Below are 19,001 nucleotides of genomic sequence, written 5' to 3'. Positions count from 1 at the left end.
CTCCTGTCATCAGACCTTCAGCACCAGCTTGCCGAAGTTTTCGCCACTGAAAAGCTTGAGCAGGGTTTCCGGGAAGGTTTCCAGCCCATCAACCACATCTTCGCGGCTCTTGAGCTTGCCTTCGGCAATCCAGCCCGCCATTTCCTGACCGGCTTCGGCGAAGCGCGAAGCGTAGTCCAGCACCACAAAGCCTTCCATGCGCGCACGGTTGACCAGCAGCGACAAATAGTTGCTCGGGCCTTTGATCGGTGACGTGTTGTTGTACTGGCTGATGGCACCGCAGATCACTACACGGGCTCGCGGTGCCAGACGGCTGAGCACGGCATCCAGAATGTCGCCGCCCACGTTATCGAAATACACGTCAACGCCTTTGGGGCACTCGCGTTTCAGGCCGGCAAGGACGTCTTCGCTCTTGTAGTCGATAACACCATCGAAACCCAGCTCTTCGGTCAGCGAACGGCACTTTTCCTGGCCGCCAGCGATGCCGATGACTCGGCAACCCTTGAGCTTGGCGATTTGCCCGGCCACGCTGCCTACCGCGCCGGCAGCACCGGAAATCACCACGGTATCGCCGCTTTTCGGCGCGCCGACATCCAGCAGTGCGAAGTAGGCGGTCATGCCGGTCATGCCCAGTGCTGAAAGATAGCGGGGCAGCGGCGCGAGTTGCGGGTCAACCTTGTAGAAACCTCGGGGCTCGCCGACGAAGTAATCCTGCACACCCAGCGAGCCTTGCACGTAATCGCCTGCCGCGAACTGCGGGTTCTTCGATTCGATCACTTCACCCACGCCCAGAGCGCGCATCACATGGCCCAGCTCAACCGGCGGAATGTAGGATTTGCCCTCGTTCATCCAGCCACGCATGGCCGGGTCGAGGGAGAGGTACTGGTTGCGTACCAGAATCTGTCCGTCTGCCACTTCTGCGACCGGTACTTCCTGATACGTGAAGTTCTCTCTGCCGGGTTGGCCAACAGGTCGTTTGGCGAGCAGAAACTGGCGATTGGAAAGGGTGGTCATGACAGGTCCTCGATTTGAGTGAGAAGGCTGATTGAAGCTGTTGATGCGCTTTCAGGCAAGCAACGGTCATGTAGCGAATGCGGTTCCATCCAGCCGGATGATGCCTCTGGCCAGCCGTTACCAAAGGTGTTTGTGACTTGAGTCACCTGCATCAGTGCTCTACATTGCCGGTTCATTGAAAGTCTGGATTGCCGCAATGTCTGCCACGAATCTGCCAACCCTTTACCCCCGCGTGCTGCGTTCAGGTGACGCCGTTGCCCTGGTGTCGCCTGCCGGTCCGGTTGTTGCCTCGAAAATCGAGGCTGCGGTGCAGGTGCTGGAAGGTTGGGGTTTGAAGCCGCGGGTTTATCCGCATGCCTTGGGCAAACATTCCTTTTATGCCGGCACTGACGAAGATCGCATTGCGGATCTGAACAGCGCACTGGCCGACCCGCAAATCCGTGCAGTGATCTGCAATCGTGGCGGTTACGGCACCCAGCGCATTCTTGGGCAACTCGATTACGAATCCGTTCGGCGCGATCCGAAACTGGTCACGGGCTTTTCCGACATCACGGCCCTTCACGGCGCGCTGTGGACGCATGCGGGTCTTGCAACCATTCACGGCCCGGTGGCGACACAACTGGAGCGGGGCGGCCTGTTCACCAGCAGCATGCGTCACGTATTGATGAGCGCCGAGCCGGTGCTGCTCAAGGCCGACCCCGCCGCTGCGACCAGCAGCGTGCGCACTCGTGGCAGTGCCAAGGGTTTGTTGCTCGGTGGCAATCTGAGCATGCTCAGCACCTGCATCGGCACGCCTTACATGCCCGACCTGACAGGCGCCATCCTGTTGATCGAGGATGTCGGCGAAGCGGCCTATCGTGTCGATCGTCTGCTGACTCACCTGGGCAATTGCGGCATTTTGCAGCGTCTGGCCGGCATCGCGGCGGGCGACTTCAGTGTGCCTGCCCATGCCGCCGGTTCGATCAGCCCTGCCCATGTGTTGCAGGAGCGGCTGGGCAATCTGGGGATTCCGGTCCTTGGCGGTTTGCCGGTGGGCCATGGGGACGTCAATCAGGCCGTGCCTCTGGGAACCGAGGCGATTCTTGACGCGGATGCCGGGACCTTGCTGGTATCCGCCGCTGCCCGTTCCTGAAGCACGAATCTCCTTCATTGCATCGCGTTTCCCCCCGCAGATGGAGCATCTGGCCGCCTGTGGCCGTGGCGACCATTCTGAAAGCGACGTCTGCGTAGCTCTTTGCCATTATTGCTGAGCCACAGGCTTGCGCTTGATTCGACCCGTTGCGAATGTGCATGGATATTGAATGGCCTCGTGAGTGGATCATTCAAGGCGAATGATTCGGACGGGGATTGAACGCTATGATCTTGGCCATACAAAGACGCTTCGCCAATCTCGGTATGGCGAAGAAGCTGGGCTTTGGTTTTACTTTGGTGCTGCTGTTGACGGCGCTGGTGGCAGCCATTGGTGTCTGGTCGCTGAAGAACATCAGTCTGCATTTCGATGGCCTGAAGCAGATGTCCTCCCTCAACAGCGGCTTGCTTCGTGTACGTCTGCTGGAGCAGGAATATGCGCTGCACAGCGACCCCAAGGTCGTCGAGCAGATTCACGCCAGAATCGATGACTTGAACACCCTCGCGCAGTCGCTGCAGGAACAGTCGCCAGCCAGTGCCGCGATGCTGTCTCAGGTTCAGCAGGCGCTGGTTGCCTATCGCACCTCTTTCGATGAGTTCGTCGATATCAGCCAAAGCAAGGACCTTGCGCTGGAAATGGCCAGTTGGTCGGTGTCCAGTGTCTCCAACAACCTTGAGGTGTTGCAGGCGGGTCTTGCCGATGATGGGACCTGGACGCTGAAGGACACCCAGGGCCAGCAAGGTGCCGAGTTTGTCGAGCAGTCCGGAAAGGTCAGTCAGGTATCGAGATTGATGCAGCAAGCCATGGACGAGGCCCGTGTCCGTCTGGACAAGAGTCGCAGGACGGGCTCCGGCGATGCAGCTAAAACCGGGACCATCGAACAGGCCGAGCAGGCCAGGGGGCTGGCCGAAGAGCTCAAGTCCCAGATCAAGGATGAGGGCTACCTGACGGTGTTGGCTGAAGTCGGCACGCACATTGTCAGCTTCACCGAAAAGCTCAATGAGTACACCGGGCTATTGGCCAGAGAAGCGCAGGTTTCCAGTCTGTTGGCGACCAATGCCCGGCAAGTGGTCGAGCTTGTCAACCAGGCGGCTGCTGCCGAGGATCAGTCCGTGCAGGCTCAACTCACGGCCAATACCCTGCAGATTATCGGCTCGTCGGTGGTGGCCTTGCTGGTGGGGTTTATTGTTTCCTGGTTGATTACCCGCTTGATTGTCGGCCCGCTGCGCAGTGTCATAGGCCTGGCGCAACGCATTGCGGCAGGCGATTTGAGCGGCAGTGTGCAGGTTCGGCGGCACGATGAAATCGGTCAGTTGATGCTTGCCATGCAGCAGATGGGCGAGGGCTTGAGCCGTATTGTCAGTGGTTTGCAGTCGGGCATCGAGCAACTGTCGAACTCGGCGCAGTCTTTGTCGAGCGTTACTGAGCAGACCAATCGGGAAGTCGGTTCTCAAAAGGAAGAAACCGAGCAGGTCGCTACCGCAATGAATCAGATGACTGCCACTGTCCATGATGTGGCGCGTAATGCCGAAGAGGCTGCACTGGCCGCGCAAACCGCTGATGAAAAGGTGGGTGGTGGGCAGACGGTGGTGCGTCAGAGCATGCAGCGCATCGAGCAACTGGCCGGTTCATCGCAGTCTGCCAGCCAGAGCATCCAGAACCTGAGCGCCGAGATTCAGAACATCGGCCAGATCTTGAACGTGATCAAAAGCGTTGCCGAACAAACCAACCTGCTGGCGCTCAATGCTGCCATCGAGGCGGCCCGGGCGGGTGAGCAGGGGCGTGGTTTTGCCGTGGTGGCCGATGAGGTTCGTGCCCTTGCCAAGCGCACGCAGCAATCAACCCAGGAGATCGAAAACCTGGTGTTCAGGCTGCAAAGTGGTGCGCAGGCGTCGGTTGAACAGATTCAGAGCAGTGGCGAGCTGGTTAAACTGGCAGTCAGTGATGTGCTGCAAACCGAAAGCGCGTTGGGTGCTATTGCCGAAGCAGTGTCGATGATTCAGCAGATGAACCAGCAGATCGCTGCGGCCGCCGAACAGCAAAGCTCGGTGGCCGAAGAGATCAACCGAAGTGTGACAAGCATCCGTGCCAGCGCCGATCACTCGGCCCTGGCCATGCAGGACAACGCAGCCTCCAGTCTCGAACTGGCTTCACTGGGCGTGGAGCTGAAGGGGATGGTCGGGCATTTCAGGCTTTGATCTCATGCGCCCTTGCGCACATTGAGGATCAGCAACGTCAGGACCCCGGCGACGATGCCCCAGAGTGCCGAGCCGATGGAAAACAGGGTCAGCCCTGACGCGGTGACCATAAAGGTGATGAGTGCCGCTTCCCGCTCCCTGGGCTCGTTCATCGCGACGGTCAGGCCGTTGATGAGCGAACCGAACAGCGCCAGTGCGGCAATCGACAGCACCAGTTCCTTGGGAAAGGCCGCGAACAGTGCGGCCAGCGTCGCGCCGAAGATTCCGGCGACGCCATAGAAAACTCCGCACCAGACCGCTGCCGTATAGCGCTTGCTCTTGTCTTCATGGGCATTGGGGCTGGTGCAGATGGCGGCACTGATTGCCGCGAGGTTGAGCCCGTGGCAGCCAAAAGGTGCGGTCAGCAGCGAGGTGATGCCCGTTGCCGTGATCAGCGGTGAAGAGGGCGTGTGATAGCCATCGGCACGCAGTACGGCAATGCCCGGCATGTTCTGGGAGGTCATCGCTACCACGAATAACGGAATGCTGATGCTGATGGTCGCTGCCAGTGAGAACGACGGTGTCGTCCAGACCGGCGTGGCCACTTCCAGAGTAACGTCATTGAAATTCAGCAACCCCAGCAGGCTGGCGGCTGCGATGCCCACTATCAGTGACGCCAGTACCGAATAGCGCGGCGAGACTCGCTTGATCAGCAGGTAAGTGAAAAACATGGCCAGAACCAGGCTGGTTCGATGCTGGACGGCGATGAAGATGTCGCTGCCGATCTTGAACAGGATTCCGGCCAGCAAGGCTGCCGCCAGCGAGGCGGGCAGGCGCTTGACCAGACGCTCGAAGCTGCCGGTCATGCCGCAGATGATCACCAGGACCGAGCAGGTGATGAACGCGCCGATGGCCTCCGGGTAAGCCACGCCGCCCAGCGTGGTAATCAGCAATGCGGCGCCGGGAGTTGACCATGCCACGCTGATGGGCGTGCGATAGCGCAACGACAGGCCGATGCTGCACACCGCCATGCCGATGAACATCGACAAGAGCCAGGATGACATCTGGCCATTGCTGAGGCCTGCGGTCTGCCCGGCCTGGAGCATCAGTACCAGCGAGCTGGTGCAGCCGGTCATCATCGCGATGAAGCCAGCAACCACGGCCGAAGGCGATGAGTCTGCCAGTGGGCGCAGTGGTGCCTTGAGGGTCTCGTTCATGCAGGGCTTTCCTTAAGCGGGCAGTTTGTACGGTGTCGTTATTTTTGTATTCAGCGATCGATTGCGCCGGGCCGGAGCGTTTGCCCCAGCGCCTGGTTGACGGTCAGCCAGCCATCCACTGCCGCCTGACCTGCCTCGGCGAATACCCGTTGCAAGAGCTTCACCTGTTCGTGGCGCAGCGCCTGTTCGAACCTGATCCCTTCTTCAGTGAGCACCAGCAGGCGTTTGCGTTTGTCGGTGTCGGGCGTCGTGCTCTGTACCAGTTCCATGGCAATCAACTGGCGCAGCGGCACATTGAGCGCCTGTTTGCTGACGCCCAGTACCGTGAGCAGTTCTTTCACGCTCTGGTCGGGGTAGCGGGCGATGAAAAACACGATGCGCTGATGAACGCGACTTAGCCCGCGCCGGGCCAGCATTTCATCGGCTTTGGCAGTAAATGCCTGATAGCCGAAAAAGAAGGCTTCCATGGCGATTTGCTGATTGGCAGGATTTTTAAGGTCAAGCATGTTGACGTATCCGGGCTTGGCGTCGTAATTTGAGTCAACAAGTTTGACGTATTTCCCTTTGACTCGGCTACAGGTAGTTGCCATGGCTTTCTCCGAACGCGTTACCCGCCTGAAAAGTTCATTGATTCGCGAAATCCTGGCTGCGGCACAACGGCCTGAAGTGATGTCCTTTGCCGGTGGCTTGCCGGCCGAGTGCATGCTGCCAAAAGTGGAGTGGGCCGATATGCCCCTGACACTGGGGCAATACGGCATGAGCGAAGGCGAGCCCGAGCTGCGCGAAGCCCTGGCTGCCGAGGCGCGGGCGCTGGGTGTTCCTTGTGAGGCCAGCCAGGTGCTGGTGGTCAGCGGTTCGCAGCAGACTCTGGACCTGGCCGCCAAGCTGTACATCGACAAAGGCACTGAAGTCCTGCTGGAAGCGCCGACCTATCTGGCGGCACTGCAAATCTTCCAGTTGTTCGGTGCCGATTGCCTGACCGTGCCCTTGCAGGCTGAAGGGCCGGACCTGATTGCCCTGCGTCAGCGCCTGGAGCAGCACAAGCCTGCGTTCGCCTACCTGATTCCGACCTTCCAGAACCCGTCCGCTGTGCGTTACAGCGAAGCCAGTCGTGATGCAGTCGCAGTCTTGCTCGATGAGTTTGGCGTGACGCTGATCGAAGACGAACCCTATCGCGAGCTGACTTTCGACGGCGGCAACGCGAAACCGATTGTTGCCCGGCTCAAAAAGGCCAGCTGGATCTATACCGGAACCGTCTCCAAGACCTTGCTGCCGGGGTTGCGTGTCGGTTACCTGATTGCCAGCCCGGACCTGTTTGCGCATCTGCTGCGCCTGAAGCAGTCGGCCGACCTGCACACCAACCGGATCGGTCAATGGCAGGCCTTGCAGTGGATCGGTACAGAACACTATCGTGGGCATCTGGCCGAGCTGCGCGAGTTCTACCGGCAGCGACGCAACGCATTCGAGGCGGCCTTGCAGGAGCATTTTGCCGATCTGGCCGACTGGAACAGCCCGCAAGGCGGGTTGTTCTTCTGGCTGACGCTCAGGCAGAAACTCGATACCCGCACCTTGCTGGATGCTGCCTTGTCTCAGGACGTGACGTTCATGCCGGGCGAGCCGTTCTTCGCGGACCCCGACGCCAATCACGGGTATCTGCGGCTGAACTTCAGTCACATTGATCCGGCGCGTCTGGATGAGGGCCTGAAACGCCTGGCAGCAGTCATCCGCAAGGCCGTCACACGGCAAGCGGCCTGATCGATCCAGTACCGGGAATTGCAGAGGGAGCAGGGCGATGTACAAGGTTTACGGCGATTACAACTCAGGCAACTGCTACAAGATCAAACTGATGCTCAGCCTGTTGGGCAGCGAGTATCAATGGGTGCCCGTGGATATTCTCAAGGGCGAAACCGGGACCCCGGCGTTCCTGGAAAAGAACCCCAACGGCAAGATTCCGGTGCTTGAGCTCAGTGACGGCACCTGCCTGTGGGAGTCCAATGCGATTCTCAATTTCCTGGCCGATGGCAGTGCCTACCTGCCTGCCGAGCCGCGGCTGCGCACCCAAGTGCTGCAATGGCAGTTCTTCGAGCAATACAGCCATGAGCCCGCGATTGCCGTGGCACGTTTCATTCAGTTCTATCTGGGCCTGCCTGAAGAGCGGCTGCATGAGTACCGTGCGCTGCAGAAGTCTGGCTATCGCGCTCTGGCGGTGATGGAGCAGCAGCTCAAGCGCACGCCGTTCCTGGTGGGCGACCATTTCTCCATCGCCGATATCACGCTGTATGCCTACACTCACGTGGCCCATCAGGGCGGTTTCGATCTGACACCGTACCCCGGCATTCAGCAATGGCTGGAGCGAGTCAAGGAGCAGCCCGGTTACGTGGGCATGCTGGATTGACCGGGCGCAAGAGAGGAGAGAGTTCCGTGAAATATTCCATCGCCGCCCTGGCCGCCGTCATGGCGCTGGGGATCGGTTGTTCGGCGCAGGCTCAGGATTGCAATGCCAATCAGGCCAGCATGAATCAATGCGCGAGCCAGGATCTGGCCGCGCTCGATACGGAATTGAACCGCCAGTACAAGGCGCAGATGAGCTGGCTGAAAGACCCTGCCAGGAAGCAGGCGCTCAAGGAAGCACAAGTCAAATGGATCGCCTTTCGCGACGCCGACTGTCTGTATCGGGTGGGCAAGGCCGAGGATTCAGGTTCGATCTGGCCTTTGCTGCAATCCCAGTGTCTGGCCGAGCATACCCGGGTGCGCGTGAAGGAATTGAAGGCGTATGTGGCGTGTCGCGAAGAAGGCTGCCCGCGCTGAGGCGGGCAGCCAGCAGGTTCAGACGTTGCTGAAACGCTGATCCAGGTAGCCGATGATGGCCTTGGACTCATAGAGCCAGGTGGTCTTGTCGCCTTCCTGAATGCGCAGGCAGGGGACCTTGATCCTGCCGCCTTCGTTGAGCAGCGTCTGGCGATCGTTCTCGTTGTTCTTCGCATCCCGCAGGGCGACCGGAACATTGAGGCGGCGCAGGGTGCGGCGGGTCTTCACGCAGAACGGACAGGCATGGAACTGATACAGGGTCAGATCCCGAGCGGCCTGATCGACGGCTGCCTGAGCCTGAGGCTCGCGTTTCTTCCGGGCCGGGCGGGTCAGGAAGTCAGCGACGATGACGAGCTGGCCAAGGCCAACCCTGAGGGCTTTCATGAACACGGTCAAACCTCTTGCGGAGCAGGCCCGCGCCAACAGGTAGCGCGGACGGCTGCACCTTACTTGATAAGGCTGAGGAATTCGCTGCGGGTGGCTGCGTTTTCACGGAACTCGCCCAGCATCACCGACGTGATCATCGAGGAATTCTGTTTTTCCACGCCGCGCATCATCATGCACATGTGCTGGGCTTCGATGACCACTGCAACGCCCATGGCACCGGTAACTTCCTGGATGGCCGAGGCGATCTGGCGGCTCAGGTTTTCCTGGATCTGCAGGCGGCGAGCGTACATGTCGACGATACGCGCCACTTTCGACAGGCCCAGGACCTTGCCGTTGGGGATGTAGGCTACATGCGCCTTGCCAATGAACGGCAGCAGGTGGTGCTCGCACAGCGAGTACAGTTCGATGTCCCTGACCATGACCATTTCGCTGGCGTCGGAGCTGAACAGCGCGCCGTTGGTCACTTCTTCGAGCGTCTGTTCATAACCGCGACACAGGTACTGCATGGCTTTGGCTGCACGCTTGGGTGTGTCCAGCAGGCCTTCGCGCGAAACATCTTCGCCCAACTGACTCAATATGGCGGTGTAATTCTGTTCCAGTGTCACAGGAGTGTGTTTCCGTGTGGGTTTCGATAACGCGAAGGCACGGCCCTCGCCAAAGTCGCACATAATAACTTACACGTGCGGGCAGGTGTATGGCCGCTGCGCAAATCGGCGCATGAAGTCTGTTTGTAACGTTTTTCTTACTCTTTGGCTACCCGATTGCTACCCACTTCCCTCGTTGTCTGCGGTCAGAAGCAGCAGTAGTCAATCCCTGCGTTCTGAAAGAGTAAATCCGGATGTTGAGTCGAGTAGCAAAAATAGCGACGGTGATCGTCGTTCTGGCTTCAGTTTCGGGCTGCTGGCCGTTCTGGCCAGGCCCTGGTGGCCACGGTGGTGGAGGTGGCGGGCATCATCAGGGTGGTGGCGGACCAGGCGGCCCGGGTGGTCCAGGCTTTGGTCCCGGTGGCGGCCCTCGCTGACGATCCGGTTCCGGGCAGTATCAGGACTGCCCGGCAACCCTCATTCGTCGCGGCCTTCCATCATGGTGCGTTTGAGCATGACGTAAACTGCGCCAGCGCCACCATGTTTGGCCATGCATGAGCAGAAGCCCAGCACTTGCGGGTGTTGACGCAGCCAGGTGTTGACGTGGCTCTTGATCATCGGGCGCTTGCCATCCAGGCGCACAGCCTTGCCGTGAGTGACGCGCACGCAGCGGATTTCCAGCTTCGTGGCTTCGGCAAGAAACTCCCACAGGGTTTCCCTGGCCACTTCCACGCTCATGCCGTGCAGGTCCAGGCTGCCTTCAAAGCTGATCTGGCCAAGCTTGAGCTTGCGCATCTGGCCTTCCTGCACGCCATCGCGAGACCAGTTCAATACATCTTCCGGACCGACGTCGATCACGAACTGATCGGACAGCCCGTCGACCGTGACCGAGTCGGTGCGCACTGTAGCTGACTGGCGCAGTCTGGCCAGCAGCTTGCGGTCGGTCTTTGGTTTACCGACATCGGCATGTTCGTGCTTGATGGGCTTGACGCCACGTGTCTCGTTTCTGAACAGGGAAAAGTCGTCGTCTTGCATGGGGCCTCCGCGAAGGAGGCTAGTTTAACCCTGCCGCGCAACACGTCAGTCGTGTTTTTTCATCAGGTGCGCGGACATGCTCAATCCTTTCGCCCGGCGTCGACGTCGACGGCAGACTCGCCATAACCAGATGCCCAGATACAGCACCACAAGTCCCAGGCCGGCAATGACTGCTGCCCCCGCAGGTGTTGCATCCAGATCGCCCAGTGCCTGGGGATGGCCGATCAGGCCGGAGGCACCTGCCATTATCAGCAATACGCCCAGAGTGACCAGCAAGGTGGCAATCGCGGTGCCGAAACGCGTGCGCCAATTGCCCTGGCCTCTGGGGCGCAAGCGGCGGGCATCGAAACCGTCGGAGATTTTCATGCCGATTTCCTCAGTGGTTATCGGCGCTATGACCCGGATGACGAGGTGTTGTTCCCCGTTGTGGCGAGAGAAGAGAGGTGAAAGGGATGGGCGGTTATGTGAAGTTATTCACACAACCACTCAGGTCGCCTGTTGTTCAGATCAGGTCTTTGGTCAGCGCCAGAGTGGCGAAGTTGTCTGCCATGATTGCCATTTCCGTGCGGTGTACGTCATGGGCGCTGACGTCGCCATGGGGGCCGGGCAGGTTGCGGGTGGCGCAGGCATCGTCCACCAGGGTGCAGCGATAGCCATAATCCTTGGTCGCACGCACGGTGGTGCTGATACTCGAATGGCTCATGAAACCGCAGATGATCAGGTCCAGATGACCCAGGCTCTGCAGCAGTTCATGCAGGCCGGTGCCGTTGAAGGCATTGGGCAGGCGTTTCTCCACCAGATGTTCGTCGCCCTGAGGAACCAGTTCCGGGACCAGTTGGCCGCGCTCGCCTTGTGGATCGAACAGGCCGCCCACGGTGCCGAGGTGACGTACGTGCACGACAGGGCATTTTACGGCGCGGGCTTTTGCCACCAGTTGGCCGATATTGTCCAGGGCTTCATGGATGCCTGTCAGGGCCAGAGGACCGCTGAGGTACTCTTTCTGGGCGTCGATGATAATCAGCGTGGCATTGCTCAGATTGGCCGGTGCATGAACACGGCCGCTGAGTTGAAACATGGTCTTTAAAGATGACATCCAGAGGGCTCCTTCGAGTGGGGCTTTTGTGACATTGTCCTCTGGCTGAGCGATTCTGTGAATCTCAACAATTGCAGGCCCCGGTTTTGTTGGGCTGCAGGGCATTTTGTCGCGGCGCGGGATGGCGGTTTGCCTTGATGAAGGTCGGCTAATGGGGGAGACTTGCGAGTCTGCCAGATCGTTTTTCCAGGAGCTTGTCCATGATCACCTCTCGTTTGCGCACCGTGCGTGACCATATCCGTTGGGCCGTCAGCCGCTTTCACGAGGAAGACGTGTTTTTCGGGCACGGGACCGACAACGCCTGGGACGAAGCGCGGCAACTGGTGCTCGGCGCCTTGCACCTGCCCTGGGAAATTGCCGACAGCTATCTGGATTGCCGCCTCGAAGTCGAGGAAATCTCCGAGTTGCAACGCCTGATAAAGCGCCGCATCGATGATCGCGTTCCGACGCCCTACCTGCTGGGCGAAGCCTGGTTCTGCGGCATGTCGTTCATTGTCGACGACCGCGTACTGATTCCACGCTCACCGATTGCCGAATTGATCGAAGACCGTTTTGCGCCCTGGCTGGCCGATGAGCCTGCCCGCATTCTGGACTTGTGCACCGGCTCCGGCTGCATCGGCATCGCCTGTGCCGACGAGTTCCCGCAAGCCGAAGTGGTATTGGCTGACCTCTCGTTCGAGGCCCTTGAAGTGGCCAACCAGAACATCGAGCGCCACGCCATGGAAGATCGCGTCTATACCGTGCAGGGCGATGGTTTCGACGGCCTGCCGGGGCAGCGTTTCGACCTGATCGTGTCCAACCCGCCTTATGTCGATGCCGAAGATTTTGCCGACATGCCCCATGAATACCAGCACGAGCCTGAGCTTGCCCTGGCCTGCGGCAACGACGGTCTGAATCTGGTGCGCCGCATGCTGAGCGAGGCCGCCGATCACCTGACCGAAAAAGGGTTGTTGATTGTCGAGGTGGGCAACAGCCAGGTGCATGTCCAGGCGCTGTATCCGGAAGTGGATTTCGCCTGGCTGGACTTCCAGCGCGGTGGCCATGGCGTGTTCATGCTGACTGCCGAACAGTGCCGCGAGCATCAGGCACTGTTTGCTTCAAAGGTCTGAAGCGGCATGAGCGGGGCTTCATGCCCCGCTTTCACAACTTAACGATGTGTCGCAATCCAGATCAGCAGTCCCGCCTGAAACACAGCAAAAGTCACCAGACACGCGATGGTAAAGCGCAGGCTGCTGTCTTCGCGCTTGTATTTGTTGACCCGGTCTTCATGGGCACGAATCACGACTTCCTGCTCGGTCAGATTCTTCTCGGCCTTTTCCAGCATCTGCGACGCTTCGAGGATTTCGATGATCTGCACCTTGTCATTGTTCCAGGTGCTGTGCAGGTTGCCGACGTGAACGTCCTTGATGCTGCCTTTCATATGCTGCGCATCGGCATAGATAACTTCAAAACCCAGGGTACGCAGGAAGTGATCGCGGCGCAGGCGGGTGTCTTCGTTCAGGCCGTCCTTGCTTGCCAGCGGGACGCCTTCGATCTTGTAGGATGACCACTTCTTTTGTGCCCAGTGAACCGCATGGGCAATCAGGAAGCGTCCAAGACCGCGGTTCCAGGGCTCTATCTGCAACCCGGATTCAGGGCCGAAGCGCACCATATGTTTCTGGTGATCGACCCAGATATCCAGATTGTTCTGTTCCTTGCGTACCCGTTGCCCCGGCAACTGGATATTGATGCGCAGCAGGCTCAGTTCCTTGCTGTGGCGCTCGGCACGGCCGAACTGCACGAAACGTAGCGGCCGCCCGCCGGTTGCACGGTCGGTCGGCAACGGCGAAAGGCGAAGCATCTGGAAGCTCTCGGGCACCACGTCTTCCCAGGGTTGGGGCGGCAGCGCTTCGGCTTCGGGCTTTTCAGGGGCTTCGGCTTTTTCGGTCACGGTATTTGTATCAGTCATTCACGATGATCCTGTCCATGGCCTTGTGCAGCAAACACAATGCCAGCACACCCCTATCGGCAGGTTTTCCCAAGTCTGAAGGGGCGGGTGGTTTTGTTGACGTCAAATCTTTCGTTCAATTTGCGGGTAACGCACCAATAAAGCGCAGGATGTGCGCCGAAAGCTCGCTCGACAGTGGCAGGGTCGGGTTTCTGTAGGATTGCAGTTGTTTTTCCAGATCGTCGGGGACGATGCGCAATACGTGATTCATGCCGTCGATCAGTGCCAGTTCTGCATCGGGCCGGGCTTTTTTCAGGATCAGGGCATCGTCGACGCTGACCTGAATATCGTTGCGTCCCTGGATGATCAGCGCTGGCATCTGCAGCTTGCCGAACGCGGCAGCCGGGTCCTGACGGAACAGCGATATCAGATAAGGCTGCACACTGGGCCGGAACACGACTTCCAGATCTTCTGGCACCTTGTCGTCGGTCTTGCCTGCCTTCAGTTCATCAAGCAACTGATTGCTGCGTTGCAAAAGCGCTGGCGGCAGGCGCTCGCGAAACTGTTCGCGCAGTACCTGATCCACCGGGCGACCGGTGCCTGCGACGGAGATCACGGCGCTGGCACCTGCCTTTTCAGCCGCCAGTGATGCCACCAGCGCACCTTCGCTATGGCCCAGCAGAATCAAGGAACCAAGACGCGGGTTGGCCTTGAGCTTTTGCGCCCAGGCCTGGGCATCGGCGACATAGCCTTCGACGCTCAGGTCGCGTTCATTCGGGGTTGCAGCCTTGCTGGCCGCGACACCGCGCTTGTCATAGCGCACGCTGGCAATATTGTTCTTGGCCAGGATTATGGCCAGACGCTTCATGCTGTCGTTGCGTCCGCCTTCGGGGTTGTTGCCGTCGCGATCGGTCGGGCCGGAGCCGGCAATGATCAGCACCACGGGCACGGGTTTCGTGGATTGTGGCAGCAGAAGGGTGCCGAACAGTTTTCCATTGTTCGTGTCGACGCTGATCGGTCGTTGCACGACGGTGGGCGATGCTGCGGTGGCCACGCCTGCCAGCATGCACAGTGCCAGGGCCAGCGTGCGCAGGGTGTTCAGGGCTCGAATCGGGGGAATGCCAGGTAGCATCGTAAGGCCATCATTGGTTCAGGTTTCGCTTTGACGCGCGCCGTTGCATAAGGTTCGAGGATGAACTGCGCGTTCAGCCTGCGTATACTGGCGCGCTTGATTGATTCGATCTGGTTTTTTGGCTGATTTCTCGGAGCGCCCGCATGTCCGGCAACACTTTCGGCAAGCTGTTCACTGTCACCACCGCCGGCGAAAGCCATGGCCCGGCGTTGGTCGCTATCGTCGACGGCTGCCCGCCGGGGTTCGAGCTGTCCCTGGAAGACCTGCAGCGTGATCTGGATCGTCGCAAGCCCGGCACCAGTCGCCACACGACCCAGCGCCAGGAAGCCGATGAGGTGGAAATCCTCTCCGGCGTGTTCGAGGGCAAGACCACCGGCGCGTCCATCGGCCTGCTGATCCGCAATACCGACCAGAAGTCCAAGGACTACTCGACCATCAAGGACCTGTTTCGTCCGGCCCATGCCGACTACACCTACCATCACAAATACGGCATCCGTGACTATCGCGGCGGCGGTCGCAGCTCGGCGCGTGAAACCGCCATGCGTGTGGCAGCCGGTGCAATCGCCAAGAAGTATCTGGCGACCCAGGGCATCGTCATCCGTGGCTACATGAGCCAGCTGGGTCCGATCCCGATTCCGTTCAAGACCTGGGATTCGGTCGAGGACAACGCCTTTTTCTGCCCGGACCCGGACAAGGTTCCAGAGCTGGAAGCCTACATGGACCAGCTTCGTCGCGATCAGGACTCGGTGGGTGCCAAAATCACGGTAGTGGCCGAAGGCGTGCAGCCGGGCCTGGGCGAGCCGATCTTTGATCGTCTGGACGCCGAACTGGCCCACGCGCTGATGAGCATCAACGCCGTCAAGGGCGTGGAAATCGGCGCAGGTTTCGACTGTGTCGCCCAGCGCGGCACCGAGCATCGCGACGAACTGACACCGGAAGGCTTCCTGTCCAATCAGGCGGGCGGCATTCTGGGTGGCATTTCGTCCGGTCAACCGATTGTTGCGCATCTGGCGCTCAAGCCGACGTCCAGCATCACCACGCCGGGCCGTTCCATCGATGTCGATGGCAACCCTGTGGAAGTCATCACCAAAGGTCGTCATGACCCTTGCGTCGGCATTCGCGCCACGCCTATCGCCGAAGCGATGATGGCTATCGTGCTGCTGGATCACCTGTTGCGTCATCGCGGGCAAAACGCTGACGTAAAGGTCGATACGCCTGTATTGGGCCAGCTGTAATGAGCGGTGCCACTGCGGTCACTGATCGTGGATGACTGACGTGGCGCCACTGCCTGCCGGGCAGCTTCCTTATTGGCGGCTGTCCGGGTTCTATATTTTCTACTTCGCTCTGCTGGGGTCGGCCGCCCCTTATCTGGCTCTGTATTTCCATCACCTCGGGTTTTCCAGTGCGCGGATTGGCGAACTGGTCGCCATTCCGATGCTGACGCGCTGCATCGCTCCCAATCTGTGGGGCTGGCTGGGTGACTATACGGGGCAGCGTCTGTTGATCGTGCGCTTTGGCGCGCTCTGCACCTTGCTGGCGTTTTCGCTGATTCTGCTCGACAAGAGCTACGCCTGGCTGGCGATGGTCATGGTGCTGTATTCATTCTTCTGGCATGCCATCCTGCCGCAATTTGAAGTCATCACCCTGGCGCATCTGCGCGACCAGACCTCGCGCTACAGCCAGATCCGGGTCTGGGGTTCGATTGGCTTTATCCTGGCGGTTGTAGCGCTTGGGGGCGTGTTCGAGCTGTTCAGCCTCGACCTGTTTCCCCATATGCTGTTGATCATCATGGCCGGTATCGCAATCAGCAGTTGGTGGGTGCCCAATGCGCAGCCGCTGGTTTCGGCACAGCCACTGGATGCTGGCGGTTTTATCAGGCAATTGACCCGTCCCAGCGTGCTGGTCTTTTATGCCTGTGTCGCCTTGATGCAGCTCAGCCATGGGCCGTATTACACCTTCCTGACCTTGCATCTGGAGCAGTTGGGTTACAGTCGCGGTGTGATCGGTATGCTCTGGGCCGTCGGGGTCGTGGCCGAAGTCCTGATGTTCATGGGCATGAGCCGCATACTGCAGCGTTTTTCAGTGCGTCAGGTCTTGATGGCGAGCTTTCTGCTGGCTTCGCTGCGCTGGTTGCTGCTGGGCAGTTTTGCCGATCATCTGCTGGCGCTGCTGGTTATCCAGCTCATGCACGCAGCAACCTTTGGCAGTTTTCACGCGGCTGCCATCCATTTCGTGCAACGTAGCTTCGGTTCGCGCCAGCAAGGTCAGGGGCAGGCGTTGTATGCCGCCTTGTCCGGAGTGGGTGGCGCGCTGGGAGCGTTGTACTCCGGTTACAGCTGGAATGCGCTCGGGCCGTTCTGGACATTTGCCATCGCCAGCCTTGCGGCATTGGCGGCAGCCGTCATGATTGCGACACCAAAGAAAGAGGAGGGTGCATGACCCGCGAACAACTCAGCCTGGAAATCATCGAAGCCGGGCGTTTCCTGTATGGACGCGGCTGGTCGCCAGCCACCAGCAGCAACTATTCCGTGCGCCTGTCCGCCACCGAAGCACTGTTGACGGTATCCGGCAAGCACAAGGGCCAACTGGGCATCGACGATGTACTGGCTACCGACCTGGCCGGCAACAGCCTTGAGCCCGGCAAGAAGCCTTCCGCCGAAACCCTGCTGCACACCCAGCTTTACAGCTGCAAGCCTGAAGTGGGCGCCGTGCTGCATACCCATTCGGTCAACGCTACCGTCCTGTCGCGTCTGACAGATGCCGATCATCTGGTGTTCGAGGATTACGAGCTGCAAAAGGCTTTTGCCGGCGTGGTCACCCATGAATCCCGGGTGGTGGTGCCGATCTTCGATAACGATCAGGATATTGCCCGTCTGGCCTCGAAGGTTCAGCCTTGGCTGGACGCTCATCCCGACTGTGCCGGCTACCTGATTCGCGGGCACGGCCTGTATACCTGGGGAGCGAAGATGAATGATGCGCTGCGTCAGATCGAGGCGTTCGAGTTTCTGTTCGAGTGCGAACTGAAAACCCGCACGGTCTTGAATCGTTGACCTTTAACCGTTAATCAGTGAACCCTGCCTGAACGGCCTGTAAAAGCCGGGGGCCTGTTTCCAGCCGAGGAATTACGCCATGAGCAGCCTGTCCGTTTACCACGTTTCCAGCCCTGAAGTACCCAACAAGGTTCTGACTCACCTGGAAGATATCGCTTCGACCCTGGCCGAGCACGGCGTTGCCTTCGACCGCTGGCAGGCGTCTGCACCGATTACGCCGGGAGCCACTCAGGAAGAAGTGATCAGCGCCTATCGCGCCCAGATCGACAAGCTGATGACCGAGCATGGTTATGTCACTGTCGATGTGGTGAGCCTCAACAGCGACCACCCGCAAAAGGCCGAACTGCGCGCCAAGTTTCTTGAAGAGCATCGCCATGGGGAAGACGAAGTGCGTTTCTTTGTCGCCGGGCGTGGCTTGTTCACGCTGCATATCGATGATTACGTGTATGCCGTGTTGTGTGAAAAGAACGACCTGATCTCGGTGCCCGCCGGAACCCGCCACTGGTTCGACATGGGCGAAAACCCGCATTTCGTTGCCATTCGCCTGTTCAACAACCCGGAAGGCTGGGTGGCGAATTTTACCGGAGAAGATATCGCCGGCCGTTTTCCGCGTCTGGATGACTGATGTTTTCGCGAATTCATCCGCGAAACTTCCCATTTCCTATCTTGCTCACAGGAGCCCGTTCCAGATGCCCATCAAAGTTATCCTTACGGATATCGAAGGCACCACCAGTGCAGTGAGCTTCGTATTCGATGTGCTGTTCCCGTTCGCTGCGAAGCATTTGCCCGACTTTGTCCGCCAGAACGCCGAAAAACCTTCGGTAGCGGCGCAATTGCAGGCTGTTCGCCAGGACAGCAACGAGCCTGATGCCGATGTAGAACGGGTTATCGAAATCCTCCTCGACTGGATTGCCCAGGACCGCAAGGCCACACCACTCAAGGCCTTGCAGGGTATGGTCTGGGAACAGGGCTATAACGCCGGGCAACTCAAGGGGCATGTCTACCCGGATGCGGTCGAAGCCCTCAAGCGCTGGCATCAGGAGGGTTATAAACTTTATGTTTACTCATCCGGCTCGATTCAGGCTCAGCAACTGATTTTCGGTTGTTCAGAAGCGGGTGATCTGTCTGGCCTGTTCAGTGGCTATTTCGACACCACGTCCGGCCCCAAGCGCGAAGAGCAATCCTATCGCACCATCAGCACCGCCATCGGCTGCCCGGCCGAAGAGATTCTGTTTCTGTCGGACATTGTCGAAGAACTTGATGCCGCCCGAGCAGCAGGCATGGCGACATGCGGTCTGGTACGCGCCGGTGGCGAGCTGCCGGGGCATGAGTCGGTGACCAGCTTTGCCATGATCTGTACTGCGTAGGAGCGAATTTATTGGCTCTGTCTGCGTTAAGTGTTGCAGAGGTCTAAGCTTGTAGAGCCCGACATCCCTTTCAGGAGGTCT

General features: G+C 59.3%; 21 protein-coding genes and 1 pseudogene. 12 read left to right on the top strand and 10 right to left on the bottom strand.

The window, feature by feature from the left end:
* Window positions 1–9: 9 nt before the first annotated feature.
* Window positions 10–1,014, bottom strand: a complete 1,005-nt coding sequence (locus K5D32_RS19130) for an NADP-dependent oxidoreductase (RefSeq protein ID WP_216705335.1) — start codon at window positions 1,012–1,014, stop codon at window positions 10–12.
* A 196-nt stretch (window positions 1,015–1,210) separates the two neighbouring features.
* On the opposite strand from K5D32_RS19130, the gene K5D32_RS19125 reads away from it, so the two are divergent.
* The 3 genes and pseudogenes from K5D32_RS19125 (at window position 1,211) to K5D32_RS26350 (ending at window position 4,341) form a co-directional block, all read left to right on the top strand.
* Entirely contained in the window at window positions 1,211–2,146 is a 936-nt protein-coding gene (locus K5D32_RS19125) for an LD-carboxypeptidase (RefSeq protein WP_221601429.1), read from the top strand.
* Between the two features lie 224 nt (window positions 2,147–2,370).
* Window positions 2,371–3,483, top strand: a pseudogene (locus K5D32_RS26355) (HAMP domain-containing protein); the annotation flags it as partial.
* Window positions 3,460–4,341, top strand: a complete 882-nt coding sequence (locus K5D32_RS26350; RefSeq protein WP_371874960.1) for a methyl-accepting chemotaxis protein — start codon at window positions 3,460–3,462, stop codon at window positions 4,339–4,341. The pseudogene K5D32_RS26355 and the gene K5D32_RS26350, both read left to right, overlap by 24 nt.
* A 2-nt stretch (window positions 4,342–4,343) precedes the next feature.
* Here the strand turns inward: K5D32_RS26350 and K5D32_RS19115 are convergent, their stop codons facing one another.
* On the bottom strand, window positions 4,344–5,537 hold the full coding sequence (locus K5D32_RS19115; protein WP_221576523.1) for a benzoate/H(+) symporter BenE family transporter: 1,194 nt from the start codon (window positions 5,535–5,537) through the stop codon (window positions 4,344–4,346).
* A 50-nt stretch (window positions 5,538–5,587) separates the two neighbouring features.
* On the bottom strand, window positions 5,588–6,043 hold the full coding sequence (locus K5D32_RS19110) for a MarR family winged helix-turn-helix transcriptional regulator (RefSeq protein WP_025259352.1): 456 nt from the start codon (window positions 6,041–6,043) through the stop codon (window positions 5,588–5,590).
* A gap of 82 nt (window positions 6,044–6,125) precedes the next feature.
* Between K5D32_RS19110 and K5D32_RS19105 the strand changes: the two genes are divergently transcribed.
* The 3 genes from K5D32_RS19105 to K5D32_RS19095 are packed head-to-tail and all read left to right on the top strand — an operon-like array spanning window position 6,126 to window position 8,345.
* Window positions 6,126–7,292: a PLP-dependent aminotransferase family protein gene (locus K5D32_RS19105; RefSeq protein ID WP_221576524.1), complete on the top strand. Its 1,167-nt coding sequence runs from the start codon at window positions 6,126–6,128 to the stop codon at window positions 7,290–7,292.
* A 37-nt stretch (window positions 7,293–7,329) separates the two neighbouring features.
* Entirely contained in the window at window positions 7,330–7,932 is a 603-nt protein-coding gene (locus K5D32_RS19100; protein ID WP_221576525.1) for a glutathione S-transferase family protein, read from the top strand.
* A 59-nt stretch (window positions 7,933–7,991) separates the two neighbouring features.
* The gene (locus tag K5D32_RS19095; RefSeq protein ID WP_260407458.1) at window positions 7,992–8,345 is read left to right on the top strand and encodes a lysozyme inhibitor LprI family protein; all 354 of its coding nucleotides are present in this window, start codon (window positions 7,992–7,994) and stop codon (window positions 8,343–8,345) included.
* Between the two features lie 18 nt (window positions 8,346–8,363).
* Here K5D32_RS19095 and K5D32_RS19090 read toward each other — a convergent pair whose 3' ends face one another.
* The 5 genes from K5D32_RS19090 to K5D32_RS19070 form a co-directional block, all read right to left on the bottom strand.
* On the bottom strand, window positions 8,364–8,735 hold the full coding sequence (locus tag K5D32_RS19090) for a glutaredoxin (RefSeq protein WP_198724732.1): 372 nt from the start codon (window positions 8,733–8,735) through the stop codon (window positions 8,364–8,366).
* A 56-nt stretch (window positions 8,736–8,791) separates the two neighbouring features.
* Window positions 8,792–9,337, bottom strand: coding sequence for a GTP cyclohydrolase I FolE (gene folE / locus K5D32_RS19085; protein WP_025259357.1), 546 nt, complete (start codon window positions 9,335–9,337; stop codon window positions 8,792–8,794).
* A gap of 456 nt (window positions 9,338–9,793) precedes the next feature.
* On the bottom strand, window positions 9,794–10,351 hold the full coding sequence (locus K5D32_RS19080; RefSeq protein WP_025259358.1) for a Smr/MutS family protein: 558 nt from the start codon (window positions 10,349–10,351) through the stop codon (window positions 9,794–9,796).
* A 45-nt stretch (window positions 10,352–10,396) separates the two neighbouring features.
* Window positions 10,397–10,717: a hypothetical protein gene (locus K5D32_RS19075; protein WP_221539560.1), complete on the bottom strand. Its 321-nt coding sequence runs from the start codon at window positions 10,715–10,717 to the stop codon at window positions 10,397–10,399.
* Window positions 10,718–10,853: 136 nt separating this feature from the next.
* A complete protein-coding gene (locus K5D32_RS19070; RefSeq protein WP_221539558.1) occupies window positions 10,854–11,444 on the bottom strand; it encodes a cysteine hydrolase family protein in 591 nt (196 codons plus the stop codon).
* Between the two features lie 200 nt (window positions 11,445–11,644).
* Here K5D32_RS19070 and prmB point away from each other — a divergent pair, with 200 nt between their 5' ends.
* Entirely contained in the window at window positions 11,645–12,553 is a 909-nt protein-coding gene (gene prmB, locus K5D32_RS19065) for a 50S ribosomal protein L3 N(5)-glutamine methyltransferase (protein WP_221576528.1), read from the top strand.
* Window positions 12,554–12,591: 38 nt separating this feature from the next.
* Here prmB and K5D32_RS19060 read toward each other — a convergent pair whose 3' ends face one another.
* Both K5D32_RS19060 and K5D32_RS19055 read right to left on the bottom strand, forming a co-directional pair.
* Window positions 12,592–13,392, bottom strand: coding sequence for a hypothetical protein (locus K5D32_RS19060; RefSeq protein ID WP_221576529.1), 801 nt, complete (start codon window positions 13,390–13,392; stop codon window positions 12,592–12,594).
* Between the two features lie 115 nt (window positions 13,393–13,507).
* Entirely contained in the window at window positions 13,508–14,503 is a 996-nt protein-coding gene (locus K5D32_RS19055; protein ID WP_221576530.1) for an alpha/beta hydrolase, read from the bottom strand.
* 143 nt (window positions 14,504–14,646) lie between these two features.
* Here K5D32_RS19055 and aroC point away from each other — a divergent pair, with 143 nt between their 5' ends.
* The 5 genes from aroC to mtnC all read left to right on the top strand — a co-directional run bounded on the left by aroC (window position 14,647) and on the right by mtnC (window position 18,920).
* The gene (gene aroC / locus K5D32_RS19050; RefSeq protein WP_221601427.1) at window positions 14,647–15,738 is read left to right on the top strand and encodes a chorismate synthase; all 1,092 of its coding nucleotides are present in this window, start codon (window positions 14,647–14,649) and stop codon (window positions 15,736–15,738) included.
* A 31-nt stretch (window positions 15,739–15,769) separates the two neighbouring features.
* Window positions 15,770–16,942, top strand: a complete 1,173-nt coding sequence (locus K5D32_RS19045) for an MFS transporter (protein ID WP_221601425.1) — start codon at window positions 15,770–15,772, stop codon at window positions 16,940–16,942.
* Window positions 16,939–17,553, top strand: a complete 615-nt coding sequence (locus K5D32_RS19040; protein WP_025259365.1) for a methylthioribulose 1-phosphate dehydratase — start codon at window positions 16,939–16,941, stop codon at window positions 17,551–17,553. The genes K5D32_RS19045 and K5D32_RS19040 overlap by 4 nt, the downstream gene beginning before the upstream one ends.
* A gap of 79 nt (window positions 17,554–17,632) precedes the next feature.
* Window positions 17,633–18,178, top strand: a complete 546-nt coding sequence (locus K5D32_RS19035) for an acireductone dioxygenase (protein ID WP_221601424.1) — start codon at window positions 17,633–17,635, stop codon at window positions 18,176–18,178.
* Window positions 18,179–18,242: 64 nt separating this feature from the next.
* Complete coding sequence (mtnC, locus tag K5D32_RS19030) at window positions 18,243–18,920, top strand: acireductone synthase (protein ID WP_221601423.1); 678 nt, start codon at window positions 18,243–18,245, stop codon at window positions 18,918–18,920.
* Window positions 18,921–19,001: the final 81 nt, after the last annotated feature.

The sequence above is a fragment of the Pseudomonas cichorii genome (assembly GCF_019719005.1).
GTDB classification, from domain to species: domain Bacteria; phylum Pseudomonadota; class Gammaproteobacteria; order Pseudomonadales; family Pseudomonadaceae; genus Aquipseudomonas; species Aquipseudomonas cichorii_E.
The sequence above is the reverse complement of the archived record's forward strand: the minus strand, read 5'-3'. Positions and strand labels throughout refer to the sequence as shown.

What these genes read in the sequence shown, in the direction of transcription:
- K5D32_RS19130 (WP_216705335.1), bottom strand. Translation starts at nt 1,014, where the DNA reads ATGACCACCCTTTCCAATCGCCAGTTTCTGCTCGCCAAACGACCTGTT.
- K5D32_RS19125 (WP_221601429.1), top strand. Translation starts at nt 1,211, where the DNA reads ATGTCTGCCACGAATCTGCCAACCCTTTACCCCCGCGTGCTGCGTTCA.
- K5D32_RS26350 (WP_371874960.1), top strand. Translation starts at nt 3,460, where the DNA reads ATGCTTGCCATGCAGCAGATGGGCGAGGGCTTGAGCCGTATTGTCAGT.
- K5D32_RS19115 (WP_221576523.1), bottom strand. Translation starts at nt 5,537, where the DNA reads ATGAACGAGACCCTCAAGGCACCACTGCGCCCACTGGCAGACTCATCG.
- K5D32_RS19110 (WP_025259352.1), bottom strand. Translation starts at nt 6,043, where the DNA reads ATGCTTGACCTTAAAAATCCTGCCAATCAGCAAATCGCCATGGAAGCC.
- K5D32_RS19105 (WP_221576524.1), top strand. Translation starts at nt 6,126, where the DNA reads ATGGCTTTCTCCGAACGCGTTACCCGCCTGAAAAGTTCATTGATTCGC.
- K5D32_RS19100 (WP_221576525.1), top strand. Translation starts at nt 7,330, where the DNA reads ATGTACAAGGTTTACGGCGATTACAACTCAGGCAACTGCTACAAGATC.
- K5D32_RS19095 (WP_260407458.1), top strand. Translation starts at nt 7,992, where the DNA reads ATGGCGCTGGGGATCGGTTGTTCGGCGCAGGCTCAGGATTGCAATGCC.
- K5D32_RS19080 (WP_025259358.1), bottom strand. Translation starts at nt 10,351, where the DNA reads ATGCAAGACGACGACTTTTCCCTGTTCAGAAACGAGACACGTGGCGTC.
- K5D32_RS19075 (WP_221539560.1), bottom strand. Translation starts at nt 10,717, where the DNA reads ATGAAAATCTCCGACGGTTTCGATGCCCGCCGCTTGCGCCCCAGAGGC.
- K5D32_RS19070 (WP_221539558.1), bottom strand. Translation starts at nt 11,444, where the DNA reads ATGTCATCTTTAAAGACCATGTTTCAACTCAGCGGCCGTGTTCATGCA.
- prmB (WP_221576528.1), top strand. Translation starts at nt 11,645, where the DNA reads ATGATCACCTCTCGTTTGCGCACCGTGCGTGACCATATCCGTTGGGCC.
- K5D32_RS19060 (WP_221576529.1), bottom strand. Translation starts at nt 13,392, where the DNA reads ATGACTGATACAAATACCGTGACCGAAAAAGCCGAAGCCCCTGAAAAG.
- K5D32_RS19055 (WP_221576530.1), bottom strand. Translation starts at nt 14,503, where the DNA reads ATGCTACCTGGCATTCCCCCGATTCGAGCCCTGAACACCCTGCGCACG.
- aroC (WP_221601427.1), top strand. Translation starts at nt 14,647, where the DNA reads ATGTCCGGCAACACTTTCGGCAAGCTGTTCACTGTCACCACCGCCGGC.
- K5D32_RS19045 (WP_221601425.1), top strand. Translation starts at nt 15,770, where the DNA reads ATGACTGACGTGGCGCCACTGCCTGCCGGGCAGCTTCCTTATTGGCGG.
- K5D32_RS19040 (WP_025259365.1), top strand. Translation starts at nt 16,939, where the DNA reads ATGACCCGCGAACAACTCAGCCTGGAAATCATCGAAGCCGGGCGTTTC.
- K5D32_RS19035 (WP_221601424.1), top strand. Translation starts at nt 17,633, where the DNA reads ATGAGCAGCCTGTCCGTTTACCACGTTTCCAGCCCTGAAGTACCCAAC.
- mtnC (WP_221601423.1), top strand. Translation starts at nt 18,243, where the DNA reads ATGCCCATCAAAGTTATCCTTACGGATATCGAAGGCACCACCAGTGCA.